Annotated in this window: 25 protein-coding genes; 11 read left to right on the top strand and 14 right to left on the bottom strand. The window is 71.8% G+C overall.

Annotated features, from left to right (window positions below; genetic code table 11):
• Positions 1–52: 52 nt before the first annotated feature.
• Entirely contained in the window at positions 53–1,282 is a 1,230-nt protein-coding gene (locus tag EJ357_RS19850) for an amidohydrolase family protein (protein ID WP_175647449.1), read from the bottom strand.
• Between the two features lie 185 nt (positions 1,283–1,467).
• On the opposite strand from EJ357_RS19850, the gene EJ357_RS19855 reads away from it, so the two are divergent.
• A complete protein-coding gene (locus EJ357_RS19855; RefSeq protein ID WP_126392951.1) occupies positions 1,468–4,437 on the top strand; it encodes an AfsR/SARP family transcriptional regulator in 2,970 nt (989 codons plus the stop codon).
• A gap of 389 nt (positions 4,438–4,826) precedes the next feature.
• Positions 4,827–5,024, top strand: a complete 198-nt coding sequence (locus EJ357_RS19860) for a hypothetical protein (RefSeq protein WP_126392952.1) — start codon at positions 4,827–4,829, stop codon at positions 5,022–5,024.
• An 84-nt stretch (positions 5,025–5,108) separates the two neighbouring features.
• On the opposite strand, the gene EJ357_RS19865 is transcribed toward EJ357_RS19860, so the two are convergent.
• The gene (locus tag EJ357_RS19865) at positions 5,109–6,674 is read right to left on the bottom strand and encodes a FadD3 family acyl-CoA ligase (RefSeq protein ID WP_126392953.1); all 1,566 of its coding nucleotides are present in this window, start codon (positions 6,672–6,674) and stop codon (positions 5,109–5,111) included.
• 93 nt (positions 6,675–6,767) lie between these two features.
• Between EJ357_RS19865 and EJ357_RS19870 the strand changes: the two genes are divergently transcribed.
• Genes EJ357_RS19870 through EJ357_RS19880 form a run of 3 tightly spaced genes read left to right on the top strand, consistent with a single transcriptional unit; the run spans position 6,768 to position 9,110 of the window.
• The gene (locus tag EJ357_RS19870) at positions 6,768–7,916 is read left to right on the top strand and encodes a lipid-transfer protein (RefSeq protein ID WP_126392954.1); all 1,149 of its coding nucleotides are present in this window, start codon (positions 6,768–6,770) and stop codon (positions 7,914–7,916) included.
• 7 nt (positions 7,917–7,923) lie between these two features.
• Positions 7,924–8,340 carry a Zn-ribbon domain-containing OB-fold protein gene (locus tag EJ357_RS19875; protein WP_126392955.1) on the top strand — a complete coding sequence of 139 codons (417 nt, stop codon included), beginning with the start codon at positions 7,924–7,926 and terminating at the stop codon, positions 8,338–8,340.
• Entirely contained in the window at positions 8,337–9,110 is a 774-nt protein-coding gene (locus tag EJ357_RS19880; protein ID WP_126392956.1) for an enoyl-CoA hydratase/isomerase family protein, read from the top strand. Before EJ357_RS19875 ends, EJ357_RS19880 begins: the two co-directional genes overlap by 4 nt.
• 36 nt (positions 9,111–9,146) lie before the next feature.
• Here EJ357_RS19880 and EJ357_RS19885 read toward each other — a convergent pair whose 3' ends face one another.
• The 3 genes from EJ357_RS19885 to EJ357_RS19895 form a co-directional block, all read right to left on the bottom strand.
• On the bottom strand, positions 9,147–9,659 hold the full coding sequence (locus EJ357_RS19885) for a hypothetical protein (protein WP_228473102.1): 513 nt from the start codon (positions 9,657–9,659) through the stop codon (positions 9,147–9,149).
• Positions 9,660–9,827: 168 nt separating this feature from the next.
• The gene (locus tag EJ357_RS19890) at positions 9,828–12,215 is read right to left on the bottom strand and encodes an outer membrane protein assembly factor BamB family protein (RefSeq protein ID WP_126392957.1); all 2,388 of its coding nucleotides are present in this window, start codon (positions 12,213–12,215) and stop codon (positions 9,828–9,830) included.
• 221 nt (positions 12,216–12,436) lie between these two features.
• Positions 12,437–13,210, bottom strand: coding sequence for a VOC family protein (locus EJ357_RS19895; RefSeq protein WP_126392958.1), 774 nt, complete (start codon positions 13,208–13,210; stop codon positions 12,437–12,439).
• Positions 13,211–13,332: 122 nt separating this feature from the next.
• On the opposite strand from EJ357_RS19895, the gene EJ357_RS19900 reads away from it, so the two are divergent.
• Positions 13,333–13,980, top strand: coding sequence for a TetR family transcriptional regulator (locus EJ357_RS19900; RefSeq protein ID WP_126392959.1), 648 nt, complete (start codon positions 13,333–13,335; stop codon positions 13,978–13,980).
• 207 nt (positions 13,981–14,187) lie between these two features.
• Here EJ357_RS19900 and EJ357_RS19905 read toward each other — a convergent pair whose 3' ends face one another.
• The gene (locus EJ357_RS19905) at positions 14,188–14,640 is read right to left on the bottom strand and encodes an Lrp/AsnC family transcriptional regulator (protein ID WP_126392960.1); all 453 of its coding nucleotides are present in this window, start codon (positions 14,638–14,640) and stop codon (positions 14,188–14,190) included.
• An 82-nt stretch (positions 14,641–14,722) separates the two neighbouring features.
• Between EJ357_RS19905 and EJ357_RS19910 the strand changes: the two genes are divergently transcribed.
• On the top strand, positions 14,723–15,346 hold the full coding sequence (locus EJ357_RS19910) for a LysE family translocator (protein ID WP_126392961.1): 624 nt from the start codon (positions 14,723–14,725) through the stop codon (positions 15,344–15,346).
• 16 nt (positions 15,347–15,362) lie between these two features.
• On the opposite strand, the gene EJ357_RS19915 is transcribed toward EJ357_RS19910, so the two are convergent.
• Both EJ357_RS19915 and EJ357_RS19920 read right to left on the bottom strand, forming a co-directional pair.
• Positions 15,363–15,848, bottom strand: a complete 486-nt coding sequence (locus EJ357_RS19915; RefSeq protein ID WP_228473103.1) for a nitroreductase/quinone reductase family protein — start codon at positions 15,846–15,848, stop codon at positions 15,363–15,365.
• Entirely contained in the window at positions 15,845–17,038 is a 1,194-nt protein-coding gene (locus EJ357_RS19920) for an acyl-CoA dehydrogenase family protein (protein ID WP_126392962.1), read from the bottom strand. Before EJ357_RS19920 ends, EJ357_RS19915 begins: the two co-directional genes overlap by 4 nt.
• An 80-nt stretch (positions 17,039–17,118) precedes the next feature.
• On the opposite strand from EJ357_RS19920, the gene EJ357_RS19925 reads away from it, so the two are divergent.
• Positions 17,119–18,291 carry a thiolase C-terminal domain-containing protein gene (locus EJ357_RS19925; RefSeq protein ID WP_126392963.1) on the top strand — a complete coding sequence of 391 codons (1,173 nt, stop codon included), beginning with the start codon at positions 17,119–17,121 and terminating at the stop codon, positions 18,289–18,291.
• A 14-nt stretch (positions 18,292–18,305) separates the two neighbouring features.
• Here EJ357_RS19925 and EJ357_RS19930 read toward each other — a convergent pair whose 3' ends face one another.
• Together EJ357_RS19930 and EJ357_RS19935 are read right to left on the bottom strand one after the other, a co-directional pair.
• On the bottom strand, positions 18,306–19,592 hold the full coding sequence (locus tag EJ357_RS19930) for an MFS transporter (RefSeq protein ID WP_126392964.1): 1,287 nt from the start codon (positions 19,590–19,592) through the stop codon (positions 18,306–18,308).
• Positions 19,592–20,350, bottom strand: coding sequence for a GntR family transcriptional regulator (locus tag EJ357_RS19935; RefSeq protein ID WP_126392965.1), 759 nt, complete (start codon positions 20,348–20,350; stop codon positions 19,592–19,594). Before EJ357_RS19935 ends, EJ357_RS19930 begins: the two co-directional genes overlap by 1 nt.
• A 266-nt stretch (positions 20,351–20,616) precedes the next feature.
• On the opposite strand from EJ357_RS19935, the gene EJ357_RS19940 reads away from it, so the two are divergent.
• Positions 20,617–21,042, top strand: a complete 426-nt coding sequence (locus tag EJ357_RS19940; protein WP_126392966.1) for a pyridoxamine 5'-phosphate oxidase family protein — start codon at positions 20,617–20,619, stop codon at positions 21,040–21,042.
• 27 nt (positions 21,043–21,069) lie between these two features.
• A complete protein-coding gene (locus EJ357_RS19945; RefSeq protein ID WP_126392967.1) occupies positions 21,070–21,771 on the top strand; it encodes a pyridoxine/pyridoxamine 5'-phosphate oxidase in 702 nt (233 codons plus the stop codon).
• 35 nt (positions 21,772–21,806) lie between these two features.
• On the opposite strand, the gene EJ357_RS19950 is transcribed toward EJ357_RS19945, so the two are convergent.
• From EJ357_RS19950 to EJ357_RS19965, 4 genes are all read right to left on the bottom strand, one after another.
• A complete protein-coding gene (locus EJ357_RS19950; RefSeq protein WP_126392968.1) occupies positions 21,807–22,679 on the bottom strand; it encodes a GNAT family N-acetyltransferase in 873 nt (290 codons plus the stop codon).
• A gap of 121 nt (positions 22,680–22,800) precedes the next feature.
• On the bottom strand, positions 22,801–23,436 hold the full coding sequence (locus tag EJ357_RS19955; RefSeq protein WP_126392969.1) for a GNAT family N-acetyltransferase: 636 nt from the start codon (positions 23,434–23,436) through the stop codon (positions 22,801–22,803).
• A gap of 23 nt (positions 23,437–23,459) precedes the next feature.
• A complete protein-coding gene (locus EJ357_RS19960; RefSeq protein ID WP_228473104.1) occupies positions 23,460–23,849 on the bottom strand; it encodes a Zn-ribbon domain-containing OB-fold protein in 390 nt (129 codons plus the stop codon).
• On the bottom strand, positions 23,849–24,295 hold the full coding sequence (locus tag EJ357_RS19965) for a DoxX family protein (RefSeq protein WP_126392971.1): 447 nt from the start codon (positions 24,293–24,295) through the stop codon (positions 23,849–23,851). The genes EJ357_RS19960 and EJ357_RS19965 overlap by 1 nt, the downstream gene beginning before the upstream one ends.
• Before the next feature lie 370 nt (positions 24,296–24,665).
• Between EJ357_RS19965 and EJ357_RS19970 the strand changes: the two genes are divergently transcribed.
• Positions 24,666–25,877, top strand: coding sequence for a flavin-containing monooxygenase (locus tag EJ357_RS19970; protein ID WP_126392972.1), 1,212 nt, complete (start codon positions 24,666–24,668; stop codon positions 25,875–25,877).
• Positions 25,878–26,099: the final 222 nt, after the last annotated feature.

Genomic DNA, 26,099 nt, shown 5'->3' on the forward strand with positions numbered 1-26,099 from the left:
TGCCTCTGGGGTCGGGGTTCCGTTCAGAAGTCCTTGATTACGTTTTGATTGCCTACCGCCCGGACCACAGCCCCTCCCGCGTCAGCCCCAGCAGCTCGATGGCGTTGCCGCGCACGATCCGCTCGACGACGTCCGCGTCCAGGTGCCCCATCTGCGCCTCGCCGACCTCGCGGGACTTCGGCCAGGTCGAGTCGGAGTGGGGGTAGTCGGTCTCGTACAGGACGTTCCCGACCCCGATCGCGTCCAGGTTCCGCAGGCCGAAGGCGTCGTCGAAGAAGCAGCCGTACACGTGGTCGGCGAACAGCTCGGACGGCGGCCGGTGCACCTTGTCGGCGACCCCGCCCCAGCCGCGGTTCTCCTCCCACACGACGTCGGCGCGCTCCAGGATGTACGGGATCCAGCCGATCTGGCCCTCCGCGTACATGACCTTGAGGTTCGGGAAACGCTCGAACTTGCCGCTCATCAGCCAGTCGACCATCGAGAAGCAGCAGTTGGCGAAGGTGATCGTGGAGCCGACGGCGGGCGGCGCGTCGGCGGAGGTGGAGGGCATACGGCTGGAGGAGCCGATGTGCATGGCGACCACCGTGCCGGTCTCGTCGCACGCGGCGAGGAAGGGGTCCCAGGCGTCGGTGTGCACGGAGGGGAGCCCGAGGTGCGGGGGTATCTCGGAGAAGGCGACGGCGCGCACGCCCCGTGCCGCGTTGCGGCGGACCTCGGCGGCGGCCAGCTCGGCGTCCCAGAGGGGGATGAGGGTGAGCGGGATGAGCCGGCCCCGCGCGTGCGGGCCGCACCACTCCTCCACCATCCAGTCGTTGTAGGCCTGGACGCACAGCAGCCCCAGCTCGTGATCGTGGGCCTCGGTGAAGGTCTGGCCGCAGAAGCGGGGGAAGGTCGGGAAGCAGAGGGCGGACTGGACGTGGTTGACGTCCATGTCGGCGAGCCGGGCGGGGACGTCGTACGAACCGGGGCGCATCTGCTCGTAGGTGATGACCTCCAGCTTGATCTCGTCCCTGCTGTAGCCGACGGCGGTGTCGAGGCGGGTGATCGGCCGGTGCAGGTCCTCGTACACCCACCAGTCGCCGACCGGACCGTCGTCTCCCGGCCGGCCCATGACGGGCTTGAACCGCCCGCCCAGGAAGGTCATTTCCTTCAGTGGCGCCCGGACTATGCGCGGCCCGACGTCCTGGTACTTCTTCGGGAGCCGGTCCTGCCAGACGGCCTGCGGCTCCACCGTGTGGTCGTCGACGGAGATGATCAGGGGAAACGTCGTCTCGGTGTCCATGGCGCTCACGGTAGCGCCGATCTGACGGTCCGTCAGCTACGCGGAAGGGGAGCCGTCGTGCGAAGACCGCGTGAGGGCCTTGTGATATCCCGCGCGTCCACCTGTGATCAGCCCATCCACAGCTGACGCATCAGCCGGAACAAGGCAAACTGGCGTCGATGTAAACGGGTCCTAGGGGGACTGCGATGGGCGGGGTACCGCGAGTGCCGGAGCAGAGGCGTCCCGGCTCCTCGACAGATGCGGCGGAGCCTGCGGCGACGCTGCGCTTCAGCGTGCTCGGTCCGGTACGCGCATGGCGCGGAGACGAGCGGCTCTCCACCGGCTCCCCCCAGCAACGCGCCCTGCTCGCGGCCCTGCTGCTGCGCGAGGGCCGCACGGCGACCGCGGCGGAGCTGATCGACGCCCTGTGGGGCGAGGAGCCGCCCTCGCAGGCGCTGGCGGCGGTCCGGACGTACGCCTCCCGGCTGCGCAAGGTGCTCGACCCCCAGGTCCTGGTGAGCGAGTCGGGCGGCTACGCGGTGCGGGGCCTGGCCGAGGGCACGCTGGACCTGGCGGTGGCTCAGGAGCTGGCGGCGGAGGCGGAGAAGGCGCGCGGCGCCGGGGATCTGTGCCACGCCCGGGAGGTGCTCGGGCGGGCGCTGGCGCTGTGGGACGGCGAGGCGCTGGCGGGGGTCCCGGGGCCGTACGCGGAGGCCCAGCGGGTCCGGCTGGAGGAGTGGCGGCTCCAACTGCTGGAGTCCCGCCTCGACATGGACCTGGAGCAGGGCTGCCACGCCGAGGCGGTCTCGGAGCTGACGGCGCTGACGGCGGAGCACCCGCTGCGCGAGCGGCTGCGGGAGCTGCTGATGCTCGCGCTGTACCGCAGCGGCCGGCAGGCGGAGGCGCTGGCGGTGTACGCGGACACGCGGCGCCTGCTGGCGGACGAGCTGGGCGTGGACCCGCGCCCGGGTCTGAAGGAGCTCCAGCAGCGGATCCTGCAGGCGGACCCCGGCCTCGCGGAACCGTCGGCACCGGCCGCGGAGCCGACGGTGGTCCCGGTGCGCCCCGCGCAACTCCCGGCGAGCGTCCCCGACTTCACGGGACGCTCCGCCTTCGTACGTGAGCTGAGCGAAGTGCTGGCGGGGGCCTCCGGGACCGAGGGCCGGGTGATGGCGGTGTCGGCGCTGGCCGGCATCGGCGGCGTGGGCAAGACGACGCTGGCGGTGCACGTGGCGCACCAGTCACGGTCGGCCTTCCCCGACGGGCAGCTCTACGTCGACCTGCAGGGCGCCGGTCCGCGGCCGGCGGAACCGGAGACGGTCCTGGGCTCCTTCCTGCGCGCGCTGGGCACCGCGGACTCGGCGATCCCGGACTCGCTGGAGGAGCGGGCCGCGCTGTACCGCTCGCTGCTGGACGGCCGCCGGATCCTGGTCCTGCTGGACAACGCCCGCGACGCGGCCCAGGTACGCCCGCTGCTGCCGGGCATGGAGGGCTGCGCTGCGCTGGTGACGTCCCGGGTGCGGATGGTGGATCTCGCCGGGGCGCATCTGGTCGACCTGGACGTGATGTCCCCTGACGAGGCGCTGTCCCTCTTCACGAAGATCGTGGGCGAGGAGCGGGTCGCGTCCGAGCGGGAGGCCGCGCTGGACGTGGTCGCCGCCTGCGGCTTCCTGCCGCTGGCCATCCGCATCGCCGCGTCCCGGCTGGCGGCCCGCCGCACCTGGACGGTGTCCGTGCTCGCCGCCAAGCTCGCCGACGAGCGGCGCCGGCTGGACGAGCTCCAGGCCGGCGACCTCGCGGTGAAGGCGACCTTCGAGCTGGGGTACGGCGCCATGGAGCCGGCCCAGGCCCGGGCGTTTAGGCTGCTGGGGCTGGCGGACGGGCCGGACATCTCGCTCGCGGCCGCCGCGGCCGTACTGGATCTGCCGCCGGAGGACACCGAGGAACTGCTGGAGTCCCTCGTCGACACGTCCTTGCTGGAGTCGGCGGCGCCCGGACGCTATCGGTACCACGATCTGGTCCGGCTCTACGCGCGTGCGTGCGCGGAGCGGGACGAGCAGCCGCCCGGCGAGAGGGACGAGGCGTTGTCGCGGTTGCTGGACTTCTATCTGGCGACGACCGCGCAGGTGTACGCGATCGAGCACGGCGAGGACCGGCTCACCGACCACCTGGAGCCCACCCGCTATCCGGGGCTGCGCTTCACCGAGGCGGCGGCGGCCCTCGACTGGCTGTACACGGAGGCCGGGCAACTCCTGGCCTGCGTACGGCAGGCGGCGGGGACGGAGCGACTGCGGCGGGCCGTCGATCTGCTCTGGGCGGCGAAGGACCTGACCGAGTCGGGCGCCAACTCGCATCAGTACGAGATGACGGCCAGGGCCACCTGCGAGGCGACCCGGGTCGCCGGCCACGAACGGGCGGAGGGCAGGGCCCGCACGGTGCTCAGTGATGTGCTGCTGGTCTCCGGCCGTGTCCAGCAGTCGGAGCAGGAGGCGCGGGTCGCCATGGAGCTCGCGGCGCGCGCGCAGGACTCCATCGCCGTCAGCTGGGTCGCCAACAACCGAGGGCTCATCTGCCTGCACGAGAGCCGGTTCGCCGACGGCAAGGTCTTCTTCGACCAGGCCCTCGAAGGTCTGCGGGCGGCGGGGAACCGACTGTTCGAGGCGACCGTCCTCGGCAATCTGTCCCGTGCCCACCTCGGTATGGGCAACATCGCGAAGGCCGTGGAGATCGCGCAGCGCGGTCTCGCCGTGCACACCGCGGTCGGCCGGACCGTGCGGCTGGCCAACGGCCACTTCCAGCTGGGCGTCGCACTGACCCGGGCGGGGCGTTCCACCGAGGCGCTGAGCCAGTTCTCCGACGCGCTCGGCCTCTTCAACGACCACCGGCAGCGGCTGTGGGAGGGCGTCACCCACTTCCGTATCGCCGAGGTGCACGCGGCAGAGCGCCGCCCGGCGCAGGCCGCCCAGCACGCCGAACAGGCTCTCGCGCTGGGCTGCATCGGCGGAGACCGTATGCAGGGCAACGTCCTGACGCTGCTGGGGCGTTCGCTGGCGGCCCTCGGTCAGGCGGACCGGGCGCGCGCGTGCTGGCGTGAGGCGCTCAGCCTCTACGAGCAGAACGGCTCGCCGGAGGCCGAGGAGGTGCGGGTGCTGCTCACGTCGGCCGCGGCGGCCTGAGCGCTCCGCTGGATTTGCCGCGACAGGAGCGCCGATCGTCTGCGGGGCCGTCGTGGCTGGTCGCGCCCCGCGGCGGATCCGCATATCGATACAGTCCCGCGCCCCTTAGGGACGCTGCCGAACCGCAGCCGACTACGCCAGGGCCACTCAGGTCGGACACGGCCAAGCGGGCGGGGCGCGCTCCCCACCTGGGGATCTCGGGCGTTCAGCGTTCGTTTATCTCCGCCCTACAGACTCTTACCCAGTCGGACCGTCGCCACGGGGGGCAGGCAGTTCGACGCGGAGCCCGGCCGGTTAGCCTGCGGCTCCGGACGCCCGTCCGGCAATACTCGGGGGAGTTACCGGACGGGCGTTCCTCACTCATCACCGAAAAAGAGGAACACGAGCCCATGAGCGACCAGAAGAAGGACGAGACCGTCTCTCCGGACAACAACTCCATGCCCAGCGAGCCCGTCGTGGACGAGACGATCACCACGCTGAACAACTCCATGCCGAGCGAGCCGACCAAGGTCAAGGGCGAGACGATCACGACGCTCAACAACTCCATGCCGGCCGGGCCCGCCGCTCTGGACCTGGACGACAAGTAGACCTCATCCCACGGGGATCGGCCGCGGTGGCTCGGAGGGGGAGCCGCCGCGGCCGAGGCATGTCCGGCGGGGGTCGGTGACTCCTCACGCCCTCCCGCGCAACTCGCCCTTCACCACCTTGCCGCTGGCGTTCCGCGGCAACTCCCCCAGGAACTCCACCGCCCGCGGCACCTTGTAGTTCGCCATCTCCCGGCGTGCCCAGGCGATCAGGTCGTCCCCGGTGAGCACCGCTCCCGGCCGGCGCACCACGTACGCCTTGCCGACCTCGCCCAGCCGAGCGTCCGGTACGCCGATCACCGCGACGTCGGCCACCTCGGGGTGCAGCCCCAGGACCTGCTCTATCTCCGCCGGGTACGCGTTGAAGCCGCCGACGATGAACATGTCCTTGATGCGGTCGGTGATGCGCAGACAGCCGTCGGCGTCGAGCACCCCGACGTCCCCCGTCCGCAGCCAGCCGTCCGGCGTCAGCACCTCCGCCGTCGCCGCCGCGTCCTCGTAGTAGCCCCGCATGACGTTGAAGCCGCGGACCAGGACCTCGCCGGGCTCGCCGAGGGGAGCCTCGACGCGTACCTCCGTGCCGGGGATCGCACGGCCCGACGTCGAGGCGATGACCGTCGGGTCGTCGCCGCGCCTGCACATCGTGACGATGCCGCTGGCCTCGGAGAGGCCGTACGCCGTCAGGACCGTCTCCACGCCCAGCTCCCCGCGCAGGCGTTCCACCAGCCGCAACGGCACGACCGCCGCGCCGGTCACCACGAGCCGCAGCGCGGAGAGGTCGTGCGCGTCGCGTGCCGGGTGGTCGAGGAGCGACTGGTGCAGGGTCGGCGGGCCTGGCAGCACCGAGACCCGTTCCGCCGCGATGTTCGCCAGGGCCGTGCTCACGTTGAAGACCGGCTGGGGGATCATCGTCGCGCCCCGCATCAGACAGGCGATCACCCCGGCCTTGTAGCCGAAGGTGTGGAAGAAGGGGTTCACGATCAGATAGCGGTCGCCCCGCCGCAGGCCCGCCAGGTCGCTCCACACCTCGTACGCCCGCAGCGTCTGCGCGTGGGTGATCACCGCGCCCTTCGGGCGGCCCGTCGTCCCGGACGTGAAGACGATGTCCGAGGGCCAGGAGCCGGCCACCGACTCGGCCCGTGCCCGCACCTGCGCCTCGCCCACCCCGTCCCCGCTCGCCAGGAAGTCCTTCCAGGTACGGAAGTCCGCCGGCGCGTCGTCCGACAGCACCACCACCTGTTCCAGGTCCGGCAGTCCGGGCCCCTCAGCGACCGCCCGCCGCAGCGACGCCACGTACGACGTCCCCAGGAACGTGCCCGTCACGAACAGCAGCCGCGCCCCGCTGCGCCGCAGCACATCGGCCGCCTCCCCGCCCTTGAAGCGGGTGTTGAGCGGCACCAGCACCGCGCCCGCCGACACCGCGCCCAGCGCCGCCACGATCCAGTCGAGCGTGTTCGGCGCCCAGACGGCGACCCGGTCGCCGGGCTCGATCCCGTTCGCCATACAGGCCGCCGCCGAGCGCTCGACGCGGGCGCCCAGTTCGGCGTACGAGATCCTCGTGCGGCCCTCCACCACCGCCTCGACGTCCGCGTACCGCTCGGCCGCGGTCCGGACGAGTTCCGGGATGCTGCCCCACTCCAGATCACCGCGCACAGTACGCCTCCCGACCCCTGAGCTGACTACCCGTCAGATTAGCTGTACCCTGACGGCCTGTCAGCAGCCCTTCAGCAGCGTGGAGGTGTGCGCATGGCCGGACTCAAGGACGCCGCCGCGATCGTCGGCATAGGTCAGACCCCCTTCGCCAGGCACCTCCCCGAGGACGAGAAGACCCTCGCCTGCCGTGCCGTCCTCGCCGCCCTCGACGACGCAGGGATCTCGCCCGGCGAGGTCGACGCCCTCGCCTCCTACACCATGGAGGAGACGGACGAGGTCGAGCTCGCGAAGGCGGTCGGACTCGGGGACCTCACCTTCTTCAGCAAGGTGGGGTACGGGGGTGGCGGGTCCTGTGCCACCGTCGCGCATCTCGCCGCCGCCATCGCGAGCGGTCAGGCCTCCGTCGGCGTCGCCTGGCGCTCGCGCAAGCGCGGCTCCGGGCCCCGCCCCTGGACCAACACCAGCGCTCAGCTCCCCACTCCGGCCCAGTGGACCCGCCCGTTCGGGCTGCTCCGGCCCGCCGACGAGATAGCCATGCTCACCCGCCGCTACATGCACGAGTACGGCGCGACCCGCGACCACCTGTTCAACGTCGCCCTCGCCTGCCGCAACCGGGCCAACCAGAACCCGGCCGCGGTGATGTACGAACGGCCCCTCACCCGCGAGATGTACATGACCTCCCGGTGGATCAGCGAGCCGCTCTGCCTGTTCGACAACTGCCTGGAGACGGACGGGGCGTTGGCCTGCGTCGTCGTCAGCCGCGAGCGCGCCCGCGACTGCCGGCACGCTCCCGTCTACGTCCACTCCGCCGCCCAGGGCCTGCCCGCCCAGCACCACGGCATGGTCAACTACTGGAACGACGACCCGCTCACCGGTCCCGCCTGGACCGCCGCCCGGCATCTGTGGAAGCACGCCGACTTCACCCCGCAGGACGTGGACGTCGCCCAGATCTACGACGCGTTCACGGCGCTCATACCGCTGTCACTGGAGGGCTACGGCTTCTGCGGCAGGGGCGAGGGCGGGGCGTTCACCGAGCAGGGGGCCCTGGAGATCGGCGGGCGGCTGCCGCTCAACACCAGCGGCGGCGGGCTCAGCGAGGCCTACGTCCACGGGTTCAACCTCATCAACGAGGGCGTACGGCAACTGCGTGGCACCAGCACCGCCCAGGTCCCGGGCGCCGCCACCTGTCTCGTCACCGCCGGCGAAGGCGTCCCCACCTCCGCGCTGCTCCTGAGGAGTTGACCGAGCGATGCTCTCCCCCGTCACCGATCCCGACGGCGCCCCCTTCTGGCAGTACGCGGCCCAGGGCGAACTCCGCGTCCAGACCTGCGCCGACTGCGACGAACCCCGCTTCCCGCCCCGCCCCTGCTGCCCGCACTGCCAGTCCTTCGCGTGCGAGTGGCGCAAGACCTCGGGCCAGGGCCGCGTCTGGTCGTACGTCGTCCCGCACCCGCCCCTGCTGCCCGAGTACGCGGAGCAGGCGCCGTACAACGTGGTCGTCGTGGAACTCGCCGACGCGCCCCGCATCCGCCTGGTCGGCAACCTCGTCACCGGCCCGGACGCACCGCTGGACTCCCTTCCCCCGGCGCGGATCCGCATCGGTGCGAAGGTCCAGGCCGTCTTCAGCGGCACCGGGCTGCCGCAGTGGGTCCTGGAGCGCCCATGAGCCTCGACCTCACAGCCGACAAGGACACCGGCGTCGCCGTCGTCACCCTCGACCGGCCCGACCGGCTCAACGCCATCGACCTCACCATGCGGGACGAACTCGTCGCGGCCTGGCGGGAGTTGCGGTTCGACGACACCGTACGGGCCGTCGTGCTCACCGGCGCCGGGGAGCGTGCCTTCTGCACGGGGCTGGACCGGGACGCCGTCGTGCCGCAGCCCGGGTCTCCGTACATGATGGACGATCCGCTGCTGCGGGTCGGGCCGAAGTCCAACGACCTGTGGAAGCCGGTCGTCGCCGCCGTGAACGGCATGGCCTGCGGGGGTGCCTTCTACCTCCTCGGCGAGACGGACTTCGTCGTCGCCGACCCGACCGCCGCCTTCTTCGACCCGCACACCACCTACGGCATGGTCAGCGCCTACGAGTCGATGCTCATGGCGCTGCGGATGCCGTACGGGGAGGTGGCGCGCATGGCCCTCATGGGGAGCGCGGAGAGGCTGTCGGCGCGGCGGGCGCATGAGATCGGGTTGGTCTGCGAAGTCACCGAGCCCGGTGGGGCGTTGGCCGCAGCGGTCGACTGTGCCGCCGTCATCGCCGGGTTCCCGGCGGAGGGTGTGCAGGGCACCGTGCGGGCGCTGTGGGCGGCCAAGGAGGCCGCCCTCACCCACGCCTTCGCTCAGGCGCCGCACCTGATCGCGCTGGGGAACCTGCCCACCGAACGCCAGGCCGAGCTGTTCGCGGCGCGGCGAGCCGGCGGGTACCGGGTGCGGTGAGCGGATCGGGCATCAGGGCATCAGGGGATCAGGGGATCAGGGGATCCGAACAGCTTCCGGGTCCAGGACGCAGGTGGCGACCTTCGCGGCGTTCTTCTCGGCGTTGTACATGGGCACCTGGACGGTCTTCGTCTGCCTCGCGGGCACGCTGAACTCCTGTGTGTTGTCGCTGAGCGCGCGGTCCTTCACATCCTCGAAGACGATGTGCACCTCGAAGCTCCGCCTGACGCCGTTCGGGTTGGTGACCTCGATGGTCGCGTACGACTTCTCCACCGTCGCGCAGGTCACGAGCCGCGCCGACCCGTCCTGAAGGTTCGAGGAACTGGAGCTGCCACTGCCACTGCCACTGCCACTGCCACTGCCGGATCCTCCGCCCGAGGTCGACGACGACGAACTGTCGTGGTCCTGGCTGGAGCTGCTGCACCCGCCGCCGCTGCTGTCGCCGTCGGATTTGCCATGACCGCGCCCCTTGGAGGAGAAGCCCGTCAGCGCCATGACGACCAGGACCGAAACCGCCGTGAGTTTGAGAATGTGCCCCCGTCGATGCATGGCGATCACTCTAGCGATCGACTGTCACGGTCATGTCACCGCGTGGCGACCTCCGGGTACCCGGCGTAGCGTCTGCCGTGGGAGCCGGTGCACAGTGCCGCTCCCAGCGGTGACGGCCGCCGTCCGGACCCTTCCGTGCGCCGGTACGACGGCCGTCACAAGCCTTGACTAGGCGTTGCGGGCCGTGCCCGTGCCCTTCTCCGCGTCCAGCGCGTAGACGCATCTGTCCTTGCTGCACGCGTACACGACGCCGTCCTTGACCACCGGCGACCCGGTGATCTCGCCGCCGGTCGCCAGCTTCCAGCGCAGGCGGCCGTCGTCGGCCTTCAGGGTGTACAGCAGGTGGTCGGTGGAGCCGAAGTGGATACGGCCCTCGGCCACCGCGGGCGCGCCCACGATGTCGCCGCCCGCCTGGAAGCGCCACTTCGGCGTCCCGGTGACCGCGTCCAGCGTGTACAGGCCCTTGCCGCTGCCGACGTGCACATGGCCCGCGGCCACCAGCACCGGCTCGATCGAGGAACGGGACTCCGTGGCGATGCGCCAGCGGTCGCGGCCGTCGGCGGCGTCCAGGGCGTAGACCGTGCCGAGGTAGTCGGCGAGGTACACACCGCCGCCGGTCACCGCGGGGCCCGGCACGAAGGCCGGCGGGCACAGGAAGACCGCGGGGGCCTCGAAGTGCCAGCGGACATGACCGCTCGCCACGTCCAGCGAGAGGACGCGCGTCCCGGCCGAGACGTACACATACCCGTCCGGCGCCTGCGCCACCCGGACCGGGACGCCGCCGCAGGAGGCCGCGTCGCCGATGGGGTAGGACCAGCGCTCGTCGCCGGTACGGGCGTCCAGGGCGCGCAGCCGGGCGTCCTGCCAGACGTACACCGTGCCGTCGTACAGCGCGGGCCCCGCCTCCGGGGACTCGAAGTCGGACTGCGCCCCGGTGATCTCCCACAGCTTCTGGCCGGTCGAGGCCTCCCAGGCCTGGACGCCGCCGCCGCGGGTGCCGGTGACGACGGTGCCGCGCTCGGCCTTGAGCGAGTAGACCCAGGCATCCGTCTGGAGCCGCCAGAGGTCCGCGCCGTCGCGGTGGTTCAGGGCGAACAGGGTCGGACCGTCGGAGGCGTGGATACGGCCGTCCGCGACCGCCATCGACCAGGCCACGTCCCGCGTCTTGAAGCGGCGGCGGCCGGTGGCCACGTCGAGGGCGTGGACCTCGAAGGAGGTGACGTAGACGAGGTCGTCGGCGACGGAGGGGGTGCCCCAGACGTCGTTCGACATGCGGAAACGCCAGGGGCGCCAGCCGGTCGCCGGCTCCTGGGGCACGGGCGGGGCCGCCGGGACGGCAGGGCCGACGGCAGGGTCCGTGCCGTTGACGCCGGGGCGGGGTTTGGACCAGGAGGCGACCAGGCCGGCCTCCGGAGGGGGCGGCTGCATGGCGGCGGCGCGGGCGTCGGCGACGCGCGGGCCGGGGCCGATGGGGACCGCTGCGCCGGCCAGCCGGACGGGGCCGATGTCGGGGGCGCCGACCGGGACGGGGGCAGGCTGCGGGCCGGGCACGACCGGGTCGTGCGCGGGCGGGGGCGGGACCGGCGCGGGGCCGGGGCCGGGTGCCGGGGCGATACGGCCGCCGCTGCGGCCCGAGGACGACGAGGGCTTCGCCGCCGGACGGCCGCCGCGCCGCGCCTCGATCAGGCTCACCGCCCGCTCGGGCAGCCACGCCGACGCCGTACCGCTGTCGTCGGAGCCGGAACCGAAGAGGTGCGGGGCCAGCTGGGCCTGGAGGTCGGCGGGGTTGGGGCGGCCCGTCGCCTCCATCTGCATACAGGACTCGATCAGCGGACGCAGTTCGTCCGGGAGGCCTTCGAGGTCCGGGCCCTCACGCAGCAGCATGAAGACCGTCTCGACCGGGTTGGCGCCGTGGAAGGGCGGGTGTCCGGTGGCGGCGAACACCAGCATCGAACCGAGCGAGAAGACATCGCTGGCGCCGGTGACGCTGCGGGAGTCCTTCGCCTGCTCCGGGGACATGTAGGCGGGCGTACCGACGGCGACGTTCGTCATCGTCAAACGGGTGTTCGAGACGCCGGACGCGATACCGAAGTCGATGACGCGGGGGCCGTCCTCGACGACGAGCACGTTGGAGGGCTTGAGGTCACGGTGGACGAGACCGGCGCCGTGGATGGACTGCAGCGCCTCCGCCACACCCGCCGCCAGCCAGCGCACCGCCTGGGCCGGGAGGGGCCCGCACTCGTTCACTATCTCCTCGAGCGAGGGCGCCGGGACGTACGCGGTGGCCAGCCACGGCACGGCCGCGCGCGGGTCGGCGTCGACGACGGCCGCCGTGTAGAAGCCGGAGACCGCCCGGGCCGCCTCCACCTCACGCGTGAAGCGGACGCGGAACAGCTGGTCCTCGGCGAGCTCGGTCCGGACCGTCTTGATCGCCACGCGCCGGCCCGAAGCCGAGCGCGCGAGATAGACCAGCCCCATGCCGCCGGCACCCAGCCGTCCGAGCACCTCGAACGGCCCGATCCTGCGCGGATCGTGCTGTGTCAGCTGATCCACCACTCTGCCTGCCACCTCCCCGTACGGGCCCCGTCACCCAGATATGTACGCGACCCCGTGCAGCGTCTCACCACCGCACCGCCTCGGCGGCACGCACCCTGATTCTTCCTGTCCGAGGGCGTGGTTGCGAACCCGAGGGCGGAACGGGGTGTCTTGGGACAAAACCACACCCCGGCACCCGACGGAAAGCGCCGGTTCGCATGGTGGGACGCCGGAGGTAAGGGTCAGGTCAGGTTTTCCCGGGCCGCCCGGCGCTCCAGGACCGCGAAGGACGCCCCCTGATTGTCGGTGACGACGGCGACCGTTCCGTACGACGTTTCGAAGGGCGGCACCTGGACCCGTCCGCCGAGCCGGTTCACCGTGCCGAGGACCTCCGCGCAGTCCGCCACCTGGAAGTGGACGACGAAATGGGGCGGCATCATCGCCGAGAAGCGCTCCGCGACCGCCGCGCGCCCGAAGTCCGGCTCGGCGTCCGGCCCGAACAGGGCGTCGGCGAAGAGGCCGCCGTAGAAGGTGTTGGCGACCTCGGTGTCCCGGGCGTACAGCTCGACCCAGCCGAAGGTGCCGGGCTCGTGCCGGCGCCCGAAACCCTGGTGCCCGCCCGCCTGCCACAGCCCGAAGACGGCGCCCTCCGGGTCGGTGACCAGCGCGGCCCTGCCCAGCCCTTCCCCGATCTCCACGGGCGCGGTGACCACCTGGCCCCCGGCCGCCCGGATCCGCCTGACCAGCGCTTCCGCGTCCGGGGTGGCGAAGAACACGGTCCACACCGTGGGAAACCGCCCGTCCGCCTTGCGGGCGAGCGAGGCGACGGGCTCGCCGTCCAGCCGGGCCAGCACGGTGGAGTCGTACACCTCCTCGAAGTCCCACCCGAAGAGCTCTCCGTAGAACCGCTTGCCCGCCTCGACGTCGGGAAGCTGCGCGTCCACCCAGCACGGGACGCCCTCCGCGTACCCCTCCCCGTTTCCCGTTCCGTCTGCGGATGCCCTGTTTTCGGCCATGTCGCCAAAGTAACGGCCTCTCACGCAACCCGCAGACCAGGCACACCAGCCTCCGCATCCCCGTGCACCCCATTTGCAGTCGGCCGAATCGCGCCCCGATCACGCCTCGGTAAGCTGACGGCATGACAGGACAAGTGCGTACCGTCGACGGCCGCGTGGCCGGCCGGCGTGGGCAGGCGACCCGGCAGAAGCTGCTCGACTGCCTCAGCGAGATGCTCAGCTCCTCCCCCTACCGGGACGTCAAAGTCATAGATGTCGCCCGGAAGGCGGGGACTTCACCCGCGACCTTCTACCAGTACTTCCCGGACGTCGAGGGCGCCGTCCTGGAGATCGCCGAGCAAATGGCCACCGAGGGCGCCGGGTTGACCGAGCTCGTCGAGGGCCGCAGCTGGGTCGGCAAGGCCGGCTGGCAGACGGCACAGGAACTCGTGGACGGATTCCTGGAGTTCTGGCGCAAGAACGACGCGATCCTCAGGGTCGTCGACCTCGGCGCGTCCGAGGGCGACAAACGGTTCTACAAGATCCGTATGAAGATCCTGAACTCCGTCAACAACTCCCTTTCGGAAGCCGTCACTCAGCTGCAGTCCAAGGGCAAGGTCGACAAGGACGTCAACCCGGCCGCGGTCGCGGGTTCGATCGTCGCGATGCTCGCGGCGGTGGCCTCGCACCAGAAGGGCTTCCAGACGTGGGGCGTGAAACAGGCTGAACTCAAGCCGAACCTCGCGCTGTTGGTCCACCTGGGCGTGACCGGCAAGAAGCCGACGAAGTAGCGCCGGGCGGCCGACGGTTCGGTCGCCGGGTTCCCAAGTCCTGTCTTGCACGCGGTGGTTCACACGTGTGGGCCACCACCTGCCGCGCGTCAGCGCCCCGAAGGGGCGCGGGGCTGCGTTCGACATGCGGCTCCGCCGCGCGGGCGCGACCAGCCACGACCGCCCGCAGACGATCGACGGCATATCGCGGCACATCCAGGGGAGCGCCTACGCGGGAAGCGGCCGGTCCTTCACCACGTGCTTCATCACCAGCGTCGACGTCAGCCGCTGCACCCCCGGCAGCGTGGCCAACCGCTCGTCGTACAACCGCTGGTAGGAGCCGAGGTCGGCGGCGACGATCCGCAGCAGATAGTCCGGCTCCCCGAACAGCCGCTGCGCCTCCAGCACCTCCGCCACCTCGCCGATCGCCCGCTCGAACTCGGCGACGGTGTCCCGGTCCTCCTGCCGCATGGAGACGAAGACCAGCGCCTCGAAGTTCAGCCCGACGGCGGCCGGGTCCACGACGGCCCGGTATCCGCTGATGGCGCCGGCCCGCTCCAGCTCCCGCAGCCGCCGGTGGCACGGCGAGACGCTCAGCCGCACCCGCGCGGCCAGCTCGGTCACGGTCAGCCGCCCGTCCTGCTGGAGCTCGGCAAGAATCTTTCTGTCCACGTCATCCATGAGGCAGATCTTCCCTCAGTTCGACGGATCATGGGCAAACTTCGACAACACTTTCGGGCCATTCCCGCCTAATGTCCCCAGCATGGACTCCGCACTGCTCCTTTCCTTCCTCGCCATCGACCTGCTGCTGGTCTGCATACCGGGCGCCGACTGGGCGTACGCGATCTCCGCCGGGCTGCGCGACCGCTCGCCGGTGACGGCGGTGGCGGGTCTGGTCACCGGGTACGCGCTGCACACGGTCCTCGCGGTGGCCGGTCTCGCGGTGCTGGTGGCGGGCGAGCCGGCGCTGCTGACCGTGCTGACGGCCGCCGGCGCCGCGTACCTGGTGTGGCTCGGGTGGGGAGTGCTGCGCCGGCCGGGCACGCCGGGGGCCGCCGAGGAGACGGTGGCCGCGAGCCCGGCCCGCGCCTTTGTGCGCGGTGCCACGATCAGCGGCCTGAACCCCAAAGGCCTGCTGCTCTACCTCTCCGTGCTGCCGCAGTTCCTGGTGACGAAGGGCGACCACCTGCCGGTCCCCGCCCAGACCGCCGTACTCGGCCTGCTCCACATGGCGTGCTGCGCCGCCGTCTATCTCACGGTGGGCCTCGCGGCCCGCGCGGTCCTCGGCGCCCGCCCGGCGGCGGCGCGGGCGGTCGCGCGCACGTCCGGGGCGGCGATGCTGGGGATCGGCGCGTTCCTCCTCGTCCAGCGCCTGGCGACGCTGTGACCCGCGGACACCGTCGCTATGACCTGCGGACGATCCTGAACAGCCGGATCTCCCGCTCCACCCGCGCCTGATACGTCGCGTACGGCGGCCAGAACACGAGCAGCTTCTTCCAGACGGCCGCCCGCTCCTCACCCTCCAGCACCTGCGCCCTGACAGGGATGTCGGTCCCCTTCCAGTTGATCTCGGCGTCCGGACGCGCCCGCAGATTCGCGGTCCAGGCGGGGTGGCCGGTGCGGCCGAAGTTGGAGCCGACCAGGATCCAGGAGCGGCCGTCCTCCTCGGGCATGCAGGCGAGCGGCGTGCGGCGGGGCAGTCCGCTGCGGGCGCCGGTGGAGGTCAGGATCACGCCGGGCAGCATCTGGGCGCTGAGCAGCACCTTGCCGCGGGTGAGCCGGTGCACGGCGCGGTCGAGCGCGGGGACGACGTGCGGGGCGACCCGGGCGAAGCCGCGTGTCGAGGACACCTTCTGTACCGCGCGCACGACCACCGGAATGCCGATCACACCGCCACCTCCCGGGCATCGGACGTCTCGAAGAGCCGGGCGGTGTCGGCGGCGTACGCCCGCAGCCGGTGCACCGGCCCGAAGAGCAGTTCGTCGCCGGCCGCCCGCTTGAAGTACAGGTGGGCCTCGTGCTCCCAGGTGAAGCCGATGCCGCCGTGCAGCTGGATCCCCTCGGCGGCCGCGGTCCGCGAGGCCTCCAGGGCCTGCGCCAGGGCGAGCCCGCCGACACCGCCCCCGTGCGCAACCGCCCAGGCCGCGTAGTACGCCGCCGAGCGCGCCGCCTGCACCCCCACGTACACATCCGCCAGCCGGTGCTTCACCGCCTGGAAGGACCCGATCGCCCGCCCGAACTGCTCCCGCTGCTTGACGTACTCCACGGTCCGCTCCAGCGCCCGGTCGGCGGCGCCCACGGCCTCGCAGGCGAGGACGGCCGCGGCCACGTCTCCCGTGCGGGAGAGGGCGGCGGGCACATCCGCGCCCTCCTCCCCCAGCAACTCGGCCTCCACGTCGCGCAGTTGCACGCGGGCCTGCGGCCGGGTGGCGTCCAGGGCGGTCTGCCGTACCCGTACCACCCCCGCCGCGTCCCCCGGCACCAGGAACAGCAGCGTCCGCGACCGGGCGAACCCCCCGGCGTGCGCGGCGACCACCAGGAGCCCCGCGCTGTGCCCGTCCAGTACCTGGTCGACCTGCCCGTACAGCCGCCAGCCGCCCGCCGCCCGCCGCGCCTGCACGCCCCCGGCCCGCCCGCCGCCGGCCCAGTCGCCGTCGCCCGGGCCGGTGAGGGCGAGGGCGGTGGCGAGGGCGGGGCCGGGGACGGCGAGGGCTGCGGTGAGGGCGCCGGAGGCGATGCGGGGCAGCAGGTCGGCGCGCTGGGCCTCGGTGCCGAGCGAGCCGATCAGCGGTGCGGCGAGGACGGCGGTGGCGAGCAGCGGCGAGGGGGCCAGGGCCCGCCCGGTCTCCTCGCAGGCGAGGGCGAGTTCGGTCGCCGAGCAGCCGACACCGCCGTACGCCTCGGGGAGGGCGAGCCCGGGCAGGCCGAGCCGGCCGGCGAGTTCGGTCCACAGGGCGGGGTCGTGTCCGGCGGGGGTGTCGAGGGCCGCGCGCAGCTCACGCGGGCCGCAGCGGCTGTGGAGCAGCTCGCGGAGGGTGCGGCGGATCTCGTCCTGCTCGGGGGTGAAGCTGGCGTCCATGGCTCTTCCCTCCGTATCTGACGGGCCGTCATATTAGGAGGGTCACAGCGAGATGCACAGAGGTTGGAGGCCTCCCTGTCATGACTCCCGCGAGCCGGAAAGTCGCCGTGGTCGGGGTCGCCCTCTCCGACTGCGGTCGGGTGGACGACGCGACCCCCTACGCCCTGCACGCCCAGGCGGCCCGCCGCGCCCTGGCCGACGCGGGTCTGGACCGGGCGGTGGTGGACGGCCTCGCGTCCGCCGGTCTCGGCACCCTGGCCCCCGTCGAGGTCGCCGAGTACCTGGGCCTGCGCCCCACCTGGGTCGACTCCACCTCCGTCGGCGGCTCGACCTGGGAGGTCATGGCGGCCCACGCGGCGGACGCGATAGCGAGGGGGCACGCGAACGCGGTGCTGCTGGTGTACGGCTCGACGGCCCGCGCGGACATCAAGGCCGGCCGGCGGACCGGGAACCTGTCCTTCGGCTCCCGGGGCCCGCTGCAGTTCGAGGTCCCCTACGGCCACACGCTGATCGCCAAGTACGCCATGGCCGCCCGCCGCCACATGATCGAACACGGCACGACCGTCGAGCAGTTGGCGGAGGTGGCGGTCCAGGCGAGGGCGAACGCCGCGCTGAACCCGGAGGCGATGTTCCGCGACCCGATCACCGTGGACGACGTCCTGTCCGGCCCGATGATCGCGGACCCCTTCACCAAGCTGCAGTGCTGCATCCGCTCCGACGGCGGGGCGGCGGTGCTGCTGGCCACCGAGGAGTTCGTACGGGACTGCCGTACGGCACCCGTGTGGATCCTCGGCACCGGGGAGCACGTCTCGCACGCCGCCATGTCCGAGTGGCCCGACTTCACGACGGGCCCGGCGGCGGTGAGCGGACGCCTCGCCTTCGAACGGGCCGGGGTACGGCCGCAGGAGATCGACTTCGCGGAGATCTACGACGCGTTCACCTACATGACCCTGGTGACGCTGGAGGACCTCGGCTTCTGCGAGAAGGGCGAGGGCGGGGCGTTCGTGGAGAAGGGACGCCTGCTGGTGCGGGGCGGGGAGCTGCCGGTCAATACGGACGGGGGTGGGCTGTCGGCCCAGCATCCCGGGATGCGAGGGCTGTTCCTGCTGGTGGAGGCGGTACGGCAGCTGCGCGGCGAGGGCGGGGAGCGGCAGGTGCGGGGGCGGGACGGGGAGTTGCCGCGGCTGGGGGTGGCTTCGGCGACCGGGGGGTGGTTCTGCTCTTCGGGGACGGTGGTGCTGGGGCGGGACTGAGGGACTGAGGGGGCTCAGCGCGCGGACTCGGGGGCCTTGCGGTCGGGTCCGTCGGGCAGTTCGCGTACGGTCCGCAGCGGCGACAGGAGGACCGGGAGGACGCTCAGTGTCATCCCGGCCGCACCGATCCACAGCGTGGCCGCCGCTCCGAACACGGAACCCGAGACGCCGCCCAGAAGCCCGCCCAGCGGAATGCCGCCCCAGGACACGAACCGTGCCGTCGCGCTCATCCGCCCCAGGAGGCGATCCGGGGTGAGGGCCTGCTGAAAACTCGCTTGGGCCACGAAGCGGACGACACCGCCCAGCGAAAGGGCCGCGAGTCCGATCGCGGCCACGTACACGCTCCAGCCAGGGTGCGCCATCGGCATCAGGACGGTCAGCGGACAGGTGACGAGTGAAGCGAGCCATACGGTCGGCCCTTGCCCGACGGTCTTCGAGATCCTGGTCGCCAAGAGCGCCCCCAGCAACGCACCGCACCCCATGCCCGAAAGGACGAGACCGATACCGAAGGACTCCAGTCCCATCTCCCTCTCCAGGAAGACCAGCAGCATGGTCTGGTACAGGACGAGGAAGAGGTTGAAGATCGCGTCCCCCAGCATGATCGCGCGCAGGGCGGGATGCGTGAGAACGAACTTCAGCCCTTCCTCGATGTCGCGGACCAGTCGAGGGCGCGCGCTGGACTCCGGCTTCGGCTCACGCTTGCGGATACCGCCCGCGAGCAGGCCGGACAGGGCCATACCCGCCGAACTCACCAACAGCGTCACAGGTGCTCCGACCCAGCCGACCAGCGGTCCCGCCATCGCCGGCCCACTGATGCTGGTCACCGAGCGTACGGCCGAGAGCTTCGAGTTCCCTTCGAGGAGATGGTCGCGCCCCACCAGGTGCGGCAGATAGCTGACGTGTGCGACGTCGAAGAAGACGGTCAACGTCCCATGGGCCAACGCGACTACGTAAAGCCAGCCGACGGTCAGCAGGTCTGCCCACCATGCCGCCGGGATCGTCATCAGGACGCACGCCCGCATGAAGTCGGCGCCGATCATCACCGAGCGTTTGCGCATACGGTCCACCCACGCGCCCGCCGGCAGTCCGACCAGCAGCGAGCCCGCCGAGGTCATCGCGGTCAGCAGTCCGACCTGGAACTCATCGGCGTGCAAGGCGACGATCGCGACCAGCGGCAACGCCAGGAAGACGATGCGATCGCCCAACTGGCCGAGCGCGGTGGCGGCGAACAGACGCCGAAAGTCCGGGTCACGTAAAAGACCGATTCGGGAAGGTGCGGGTGGTGTGGGCGCTGTGGGCATCACGGCTTGTCGACCTTGAACTCGTAGACGACTTCCCTGCGCGCGTCCGGGATGACGAGGTCGGCGGTCTCGACCGGCCGGCCGTCGATGTCGTAGATGGTCCGCTCGATTTCCAGCACCAGATCCCCGACGCCGATCCCCAGCAGATTCGCCCGTTCCTGGCCGGCCCGGGCCGGCCGCGGCACCTCGACCACCGTCTCGACGTCCACGCCGATGGAACGCATGCGCTCGACCACGCCCCTTCCCGCGAGAGGACCCTCCTCGGGCAGCACGACCGGGGTTCCGGCCGTGATGGCCATCGGCTCCCAGGACTCGGAGAGCTGGACGGGGTGCCCGTCGGCCAGGAACTCGTAGTGCGTGGTGACACACAGGTCTCCGGGGCCGATGGCGAGCCGCTCGGCGATGGCCTCGGGTGCGGGCACCCGCGCCTGGCTGTGCCAGTCCCAGGAACCGGCCCTGCCCCGTTCCCTCCCGTCGGCCCCGTACGGGGATCCGCCGCGCCGTTCCCGGTACCGCGAGCGGACCATGCGCAGTCGCTCACGCGGCACCCGCACATAGGTGCCCGAGCCCGCGCGCCCCTCGAGCAGACCGTCGCTGATCAAGTGGTCCACGGCCCGCTGCGTGACATTGCGCCCGACCCCGTACTCCTCGGCAAGCCGCACCCGCGACGGCAGGCGCTCCCCGATCCCCCACTCCCCGGCGAGAACACGCTCACGCAACGCGTCCGCCACTGCAAGATACGGCGCCTCTCGGGGCATTCACGACTCTCCGGGTGCTGTGCTGCGGGTCCGCCGCCGATGTGGGACGGCGTGGGAAAGCTAGTGCACCGCGAGAGAGCTACTGGAGTAGGAATACGTTCGGTGCGGGGCGCGGCTTCTGATCGGAGCGAACGGAACGGTCGGCCGTACGGCCGTAACTGCCGTGCGGGCGGCCCCACTTCGCGCCGAGGCCCCAGGGAACACGCAGTGCCCGAGACGTGTTGTGGTGCATCGGAAGTTCGTCCGACGCCCTGGAGGAGACTGGAATGGCCCTGACCCGGGAAGAGCGGGAGCAGTTCCTGGCCGAGCCGCACATCGCCGCGCTGGCGGTCGACGCGGGTGCGGGGCGGGCTCCGCTGACCGTGCCGATCTGGTACCAGTACGAGCCCGGCGGCGACGCGTGGATCATGACCGGGCTGGACTCCCGCAAGAGCGGGCTGATCCAGGCGGCCGGACGGTTCTCCCTGCTGGTGGACCGGACCGAACCCACCATGCGGTACGTGTCGGTCGAGGGGCCGGTCGTCGGGACGACGCCCGCCACGCTGGAGGAGCTCCGCGAGATCTCGGCCCGCTACCTCCCGGCCGAGAAGGTGGAGGCGTACGTCGACTTCAGCTGGAAGAACCACGGCGAGCAGGTCGTCTTCCGCCTGCGGCCCGAACGGTGGGTGTCGTCCGACCTCGGTCAGGACTGAGCGGCCCCCGCAGGCGACAATCGGGGCATGGGAACGGATCATCACGAGCGGGATCTTCACGAGCCGGGTCTTCATGAGCCGGATCTTCATGAGCTGCTGAGGTCGCTGCGGGTGTGGGACATCGACCTGCCCTCCTTCGACCCGGCGGCCGCGCCCGCCGGACCACTCGCCCTCTTCACGGCCTGGTTCGCGCAGGCGGTCGCGGCCGGGCAGGTGGAGCCCCACACCATGTCCCTCGCCACGGCCGACGAGGCGGGCCTGCCGGACGTACGGACCGTGATGCTGCACGGCGCCGACGCGTCCGGCTGGTCCTTCGCGACGCATGACGGCAGCCGCAAGGGACGCCAGCTGGCCGCCCGCCCGTACGCGGCCCTCGGCTTCTACTGGCCGGCGCAGGGCCGTCAGGTGCGGGTGCGCGGGCCGGTCACGAGCGCCCCGTCCGCCGAGTCCCAGGCCGACCTGCACGCCCGCTCGACCGGCGCGCTGGCGGCGGCGCTGACCGGGCGGCAGAGCGAAGTGCTGGCCTCGTTGGAGGAGTTGGCGCGCGAGTCACAGGCGGCCTGGGAGCGGGCCCAGCGGGAGCCGGACGCCCCGGTCCCGTCCTGGACCCTCTACCGCCTGCGCCCCGACGAGGTCGAGTTCTTCCAGGGCGACGCGGCGCGACGGCATGTGCGGCTGGTCTACCGGCGTACGGAGCAAGGGTGGGCCAAGGAGCTGCTCTGGCCCTGAGAGCCTGTCCACGGGCTCTCAGGGCCGGTGGGCTGTCAGAAGCCCCGGTTGCCCCGGAAGTCGTAGGCCGTGAAGTCGGCCACCGCCCGGTACCCGATGCGCTGATAGAGGCTGTTGCTCGTCTGGTTGGCCAGGTCCGTGAAGAGCAGCACCTCGCGCACCCCGGAGGCGAGCACGGCTCGGCTGACCTGTGCGGTGACCGCGCCCGCGTAGCCGCGTCCGCGCAGGTGAGCCGGGGTGTAGACGGGAGCCACCCGGACCTGGCCGGCGACCGTCGGGGTCACGCCGGCCATGGAGAGGGGAGTGCCGTCCTCGCCCTCCCACAGGGTGACGCCCCCGTAGGAGATCCGTGAGTCGGCCCACCCGGCGGCGTCGCGGGCGGCGGCATGGCCGGCGTCCTCGACGAACTCGCCGTACCAGCGGGCCAGTTGCTCCCGGTCCTCCTTGCCCGCGACCCGCGCCCGGCCCGCCGGAAGAGGCTGCGGAACGGTCAGGTTGCCGAGCCGGTACAGGCGTTGGCGCTGGCTGACCGCGCCCCGGGCGCCCGCCTGCCGGCGCCAGGCCGCGACGAAGGCCTCGGCGGTCTCGCTCGCCGCGATGACGCCGGGGACCGAGTGGCCGAGGGCGACCAGGTGGGCGGCGAGGGACTCGGCCTCGTCGGGGTTGAGGGGTGTGACGTTCAGGCGGTAGGGCGGGGTGCGGAAGTAGGCGGCTCGCACCTGTCCGCCCACCTCCAGCACGCCGAAGACGGGTGCCTCGTCGCCGTACGCACGCAACCCGCTCCTGCGCAGCGTCTCGGTCACCGTCAGGGCGACGGTGTGCAGGTCGGGGCGTGAGCGCAGGAAGCCACCGGCACGGGCGAGGAAGCCGGTGAGATCCTGGGTGCAGTACCAGTCGTCCGGGCGCATACCTCATGATCCCGCGCCCGGGCGGAGGTTGTGCACCCTTTTCCGCCGTGGACACCAAGCCGACACAAGACCCCACTCCCAGGCGGGGGTTGAAGGGCTCGGGGTTCACGCTCCGGCGGGTCTACAGGTTGACGTCCGGGGCCGGGGCCGGGTGCCCGTTCGGGCCCGGTTCGGGGTCCGTCGCCAGCCGCGCGTGCAGGTGCATGTCCCGGTACGCGTCGTGCCGCCCCGCCTGCCACATCGCGCCCCGCAGGGTCCCCTCGTAGCGGAAACCGCACCGGTCGGCGATGTGGCAGGAGGAGTCGTGGCCGACGGCGTGGTCGAGTTCGAGGCGGTGCAGGCCCAGGTCGGTGAGGGCCCAGCGGGCGGTGAGGGCGAGGGCGCGGGTGGCGACGCCGCGGCCGCGGGCCTCGGGCAGAACCCAGTAGCCGACGCGGGCGGAGTTCATCATCGGGTTGACGACGTTGACGGCGATGTGTCCGAGGAGTGCGCCGGTCGTCGCGTCGGTGACGCAGTACGGCGCCCCGGCACCCTCCGCCGAGTTCCGTGCCGCGTCCCGCAGGGAGCTGCGGGCGCCCTCGAGGTCCGTGGTGATCCGCAGCGGCGTGTTCCAGCGCCGGAAGTCGGGGTCGGTGCGCCCGCGGAACCAGGCGTCCACGTCGGCCTCGGAGTCCGGGTCCCAGGGGCGCAGGCGCAGACCGTGTCCGTGCAGGTCGGGGAGGGGGTGCCCGGCGGGTCGTATGTCGGCGTGGGTCATGGGGCCATTGAAGCCCGCGCCGGTCACCTCACAGGGCGGAACACCGGCATCCCGTCCCGGAAGGCGACCTCCAGCTGCGCCCCCGCCCGCAGCCGCGAGCCGTCCCCGCACTCCACGACCTCGGTCATCATCCGCGGCCCCTCCGCGAGATCGACGACCGCGGCGACGTACGGGGTGCGCGCCCCGAAGGGCGGCAGGTCGTTGCGGTGGACGACGGACCAGGTGTAGAGGGCGGCCCGGCCGCACGCGGGTTCCCAGTCGACGTCCTCGCTCCAGCAGTGGGGGCAGAACTCGCGGGGGTAGTGGTGGGCGCGCCCGCAGGTCCGGCAGCGGCGGACGAGGAGGCGCCCCTGCGCGGCGGCGTCCCAGTAGGTCTGCGTGAAAGCGTCGGCCTCCGGCAGGTCGTAGCGCATCAGAACAACCCCAGCGCGCTGTCCACCGACCACGACTGCCATGACATCCCGAACAGCGCGACCACCGAGATCAGCGCCATCATCGAGTTCTGCCCCTGCTCGGCCCAGTCGTGGATCATCAGGGCGAAGTAGAGGCCGTTGAGCAGTAGCCCGCCGACGAGGGCGAGCGGGGTCAGGAAGCCGAGGATCAGGCCGAGGCCCAGGGCCAGCTCCGCGTACAGGACGACGTACGCCATGGTCCGCGGCCGCGGCGTCACCACGACCTCGAAGCCGGAGCGTACGGCGTTCCAGCGGTGCTTGCCCGCCACGTCCGCCGCCCAGGCGATCCCCGCCCCCTCGGACCAGCTCTTCTTGTCCTTGTGGCGCCAGCTCTCCAACCACCACAGCCCGAGGCCTATGCGGAGCACGGCCAGCCATTGCGCACCTGTGAGCCAGATCGCGTCCATGAATCTGACGGTACGTCAGATAAAGGGAGTCTGACAATCGCCTGTGCGTCCGTGACGAGTTCACAGAATCGTCGGCAACGTCGTCCGCGCTCCGGTTGGGTTCACTCACGCAGACCGAGACCACGAGGAGCCGGACGTAAAGCACACGGCAGTCGAGCGCAGGAGCGTCGTCATGGGGATCGGGGCGACACACAGGTCCCCACCCGAACGGATCGGGCGATTCCGGCCCGGCGCACCCACACCCCACAACCACAACCAGGAGACCTACGCCACAAACCCCACCCACCCCTCCTACAGCCGTGATCGATCCGCAATCAATTCCGGGCTTGACCGAGACCCATCAACCGGCAGCGTGATTACGCTCCGGAGCATGGCCGACACCCCCCAGCACCCGGACCGCCCCGCCACGGACCAGCCCGCAACGGACCGCCCCGTCTACGTCATAGGCGGCGGCCCCGGCGGACTCTCCGTCGCACACGCCCTGCGCGCCCAGGGCATACGGGCCGTCGTGCTGGAGAAGTCGGACCGGGTCGGGGCCTCCTGGCGGCGCCACTACGACCGCCTCCATCTGCACACCACCCGGCGGCTGTCCGGGCTGCCCGGCCTGCCGATGCCCCGCCGCTTCGGGCGCTGGGTGTCCCGCGACGACGTGGTGCGCTACCTGGAGAAGTACGCCGAGCACCACGACCTGGAGATCGTCACCGGTGTCGAGGTGTCCCGGGTCGAGCCCGCACCCGACGGCTCCGGCTGGCTGCTGCGCGCCACCGGCGGGCGTGAACTGACCGGCGCCGCGGTCGTCGTGGCCACCGGGCACAACCACACCCCGCGCGTCCCGGACTGGCCCGGCCACGCCACGTACACCGGCGAGTTCCTGCACGCCGGGGAGTACCGCAACCCCGCGCCCTACGCCGGCCGCGACGTCCTGGTCGTCGGGGTCGGCAACACCGGTGCCGAGATCGCCGTGGACCTGGTGGAGGGCGGGGCCGCGCGGGTACGGCTGGCGGTACGGACGGTTCCGCACATCGTGCGGCGCTCCACCGCGGGCTGGGCCGCGCAGTTCACCAGCATCCTCGTACGGCGGCTGCCGGTCGGCCTCGTCGACCGGCTGGCCAGACCCGTGGCGAAGCTCAGCGTGCCGGACCTGTCGGACCACGGGCTGCCCCGCCCCGACACCGGCCTCTACAGCCGCGTCAAGGAAGGCTCGATCCCCGTCCTGGACGTCGGTCTGATCGACGCCGTACGCAAGGGGCGTATCGAGATCGTGGCCGCCGTCGACGGGTTCGAGGACGGCAAGGTCATCCTCGCCGACGGCACCCGCGTGTCACCGGATGTCGTCATCGCGGCCACGGGTTACGTCCGTGGGCTCGAAGGCCTCGTCGGCCATCTCAACGTATTGGACGCCCGGGGCAGACCAGTCGTGCACGGCGCCCGCACCCCGCAGCACGCGCGAGGCCTCTACTTCCAGGGCTACACCAATCCGATCAGCGGCAATCTCCGCGAGATAGCGATCGACGCGGAGAAGATCGCGAAGGTGATCGCCCGCGAGGGCGGCGGCCGGGTCTCCCGGCTTCCGGTGACGTAGCCGCCCTCGACGCTCGTAGGCACCCTCGACTCCCGCGGACACCCTCAACCCTCGTAGACGCCCTCAACTCTCGTAGACGCCCTCAACTCTCTTACGTAGATCTCCTGTTACTTGCGGGTCAGTTGTGACGGGAGAGCTGTACCGCGCCGCCGCACGGGGCCAGAATGTGAGCACTGTTCAACTTTTCTGCTCCGCCCCCTCTCGCCCCGACGGAGGACGCAC

The sequence above is a fragment of the Streptomyces cyaneochromogenes genome (assembly GCF_003963535.1).
GTDB classification, from domain to species: domain Bacteria; phylum Actinomycetota; class Actinomycetes; order Streptomycetales; family Streptomycetaceae; genus Streptomyces; species Streptomyces shaanxiensis.

Excerpts from the sequence above, each read along its gene's own strand:
- EJ357_RS19875 (WP_126392955.1), top strand. The coding sequence starts at position 7,924 with ATGCTCTCCCCCGTCACCGATCCCGACGGCGCCCCCTTCTGGCAGTAC.
- EJ357_RS19970 (WP_126392972.1), top strand. The coding sequence starts at position 24,666 with ATGGCCGACACCCCCCAGCACCCGGACCGCCCCGCCACGGACCAGCCC.
- EJ357_RS19885 (WP_228473102.1), bottom strand. The coding sequence starts at position 9,659 with ATGCATCGACGGGGGCACATTCTCAAACTCACGGCGGTTTCGGTCCTG.
- EJ357_RS19895 (WP_126392958.1), bottom strand. The coding sequence starts at position 13,210 with ATGGCCGAAAACAGGGCATCCGCAGACGGAACGGGAAACGGGGAGGGG.
- EJ357_RS19930 (WP_126392964.1), bottom strand. The coding sequence starts at position 19,592 with ATGCCCACAGCGCCCACACCACCCGCACCTTCCCGAATCGGTCTTTTA.
- EJ357_RS19900 (WP_126392959.1), top strand. The coding sequence starts at position 13,333 with ATGACAGGACAAGTGCGTACCGTCGACGGCCGCGTGGCCGGCCGGCGT.
- EJ357_RS19965 (WP_126392971.1), bottom strand. The coding sequence starts at position 24,295 with ATGGACGCGATCTGGCTCACAGGTGCGCAATGGCTGGCCGTGCTCCGC.
- EJ357_RS19945 (WP_126392967.1), top strand. The coding sequence starts at position 21,070 with ATGGGAACGGATCATCACGAGCGGGATCTTCACGAGCCGGGTCTTCAT.
- EJ357_RS19940 (WP_126392966.1), top strand. The coding sequence starts at position 20,617 with ATGGCCCTGACCCGGGAAGAGCGGGAGCAGTTCCTGGCCGAGCCGCAC.
- EJ357_RS19905 (WP_126392960.1), bottom strand. The coding sequence starts at position 14,640 with ATGGATGACGTGGACAGAAAGATTCTTGCCGAGCTCCAGCAGGACGGG.
- EJ357_RS19880 (WP_126392956.1), top strand. The coding sequence starts at position 8,337 with ATGAGCCTCGACCTCACAGCCGACAAGGACACCGGCGTCGCCGTCGTC.
- EJ357_RS19935 (WP_126392965.1), bottom strand. The coding sequence starts at position 20,350 with ATGCCCCGAGAGGCGCCGTATCTTGCAGTGGCGGACGCGTTGCGTGAG.
- EJ357_RS19860 (WP_126392952.1), top strand. The coding sequence starts at position 4,827 with ATGAGCGACCAGAAGAAGGACGAGACCGTCTCTCCGGACAACAACTCC.
- EJ357_RS19950 (WP_126392968.1), bottom strand. The coding sequence starts at position 22,679 with ATGCGCCCGGACGACTGGTACTGCACCCAGGATCTCACCGGCTTCCTC.
- EJ357_RS19870 (WP_126392954.1), top strand. The coding sequence starts at position 6,768 with ATGGCCGGACTCAAGGACGCCGCCGCGATCGTCGGCATAGGTCAGACC.
- EJ357_RS19910 (WP_126392961.1), top strand. The coding sequence starts at position 14,723 with ATGGACTCCGCACTGCTCCTTTCCTTCCTCGCCATCGACCTGCTGCTG.
- EJ357_RS19960 (WP_228473104.1), bottom strand. The coding sequence starts at position 23,849 with ATGCGCTACGACCTGCCGGAGGCCGACGCTTTCACGCAGACCTACTGG.
- EJ357_RS19955 (WP_126392969.1), bottom strand. The coding sequence starts at position 23,436 with ATGACCCACGCCGACATACGACCCGCCGGGCACCCCCTCCCCGACCTG.
- EJ357_RS19855 (WP_126392951.1), top strand. The coding sequence starts at position 1,468 with ATGGGCGGGGTACCGCGAGTGCCGGAGCAGAGGCGTCCCGGCTCCTCG.
- EJ357_RS19925 (WP_126392963.1), top strand. The coding sequence starts at position 17,119 with ATGACTCCCGCGAGCCGGAAAGTCGCCGTGGTCGGGGTCGCCCTCTCC.
- EJ357_RS19920 (WP_126392962.1), bottom strand. The coding sequence starts at position 17,038 with ATGGACGCCAGCTTCACCCCCGAGCAGGACGAGATCCGCCGCACCCTC.
- EJ357_RS19850 (WP_175647449.1), bottom strand. The coding sequence starts at position 1,282 with ATGGACACCGAGACGACGTTTCCCCTGATCATCTCCGTCGACGACCAC.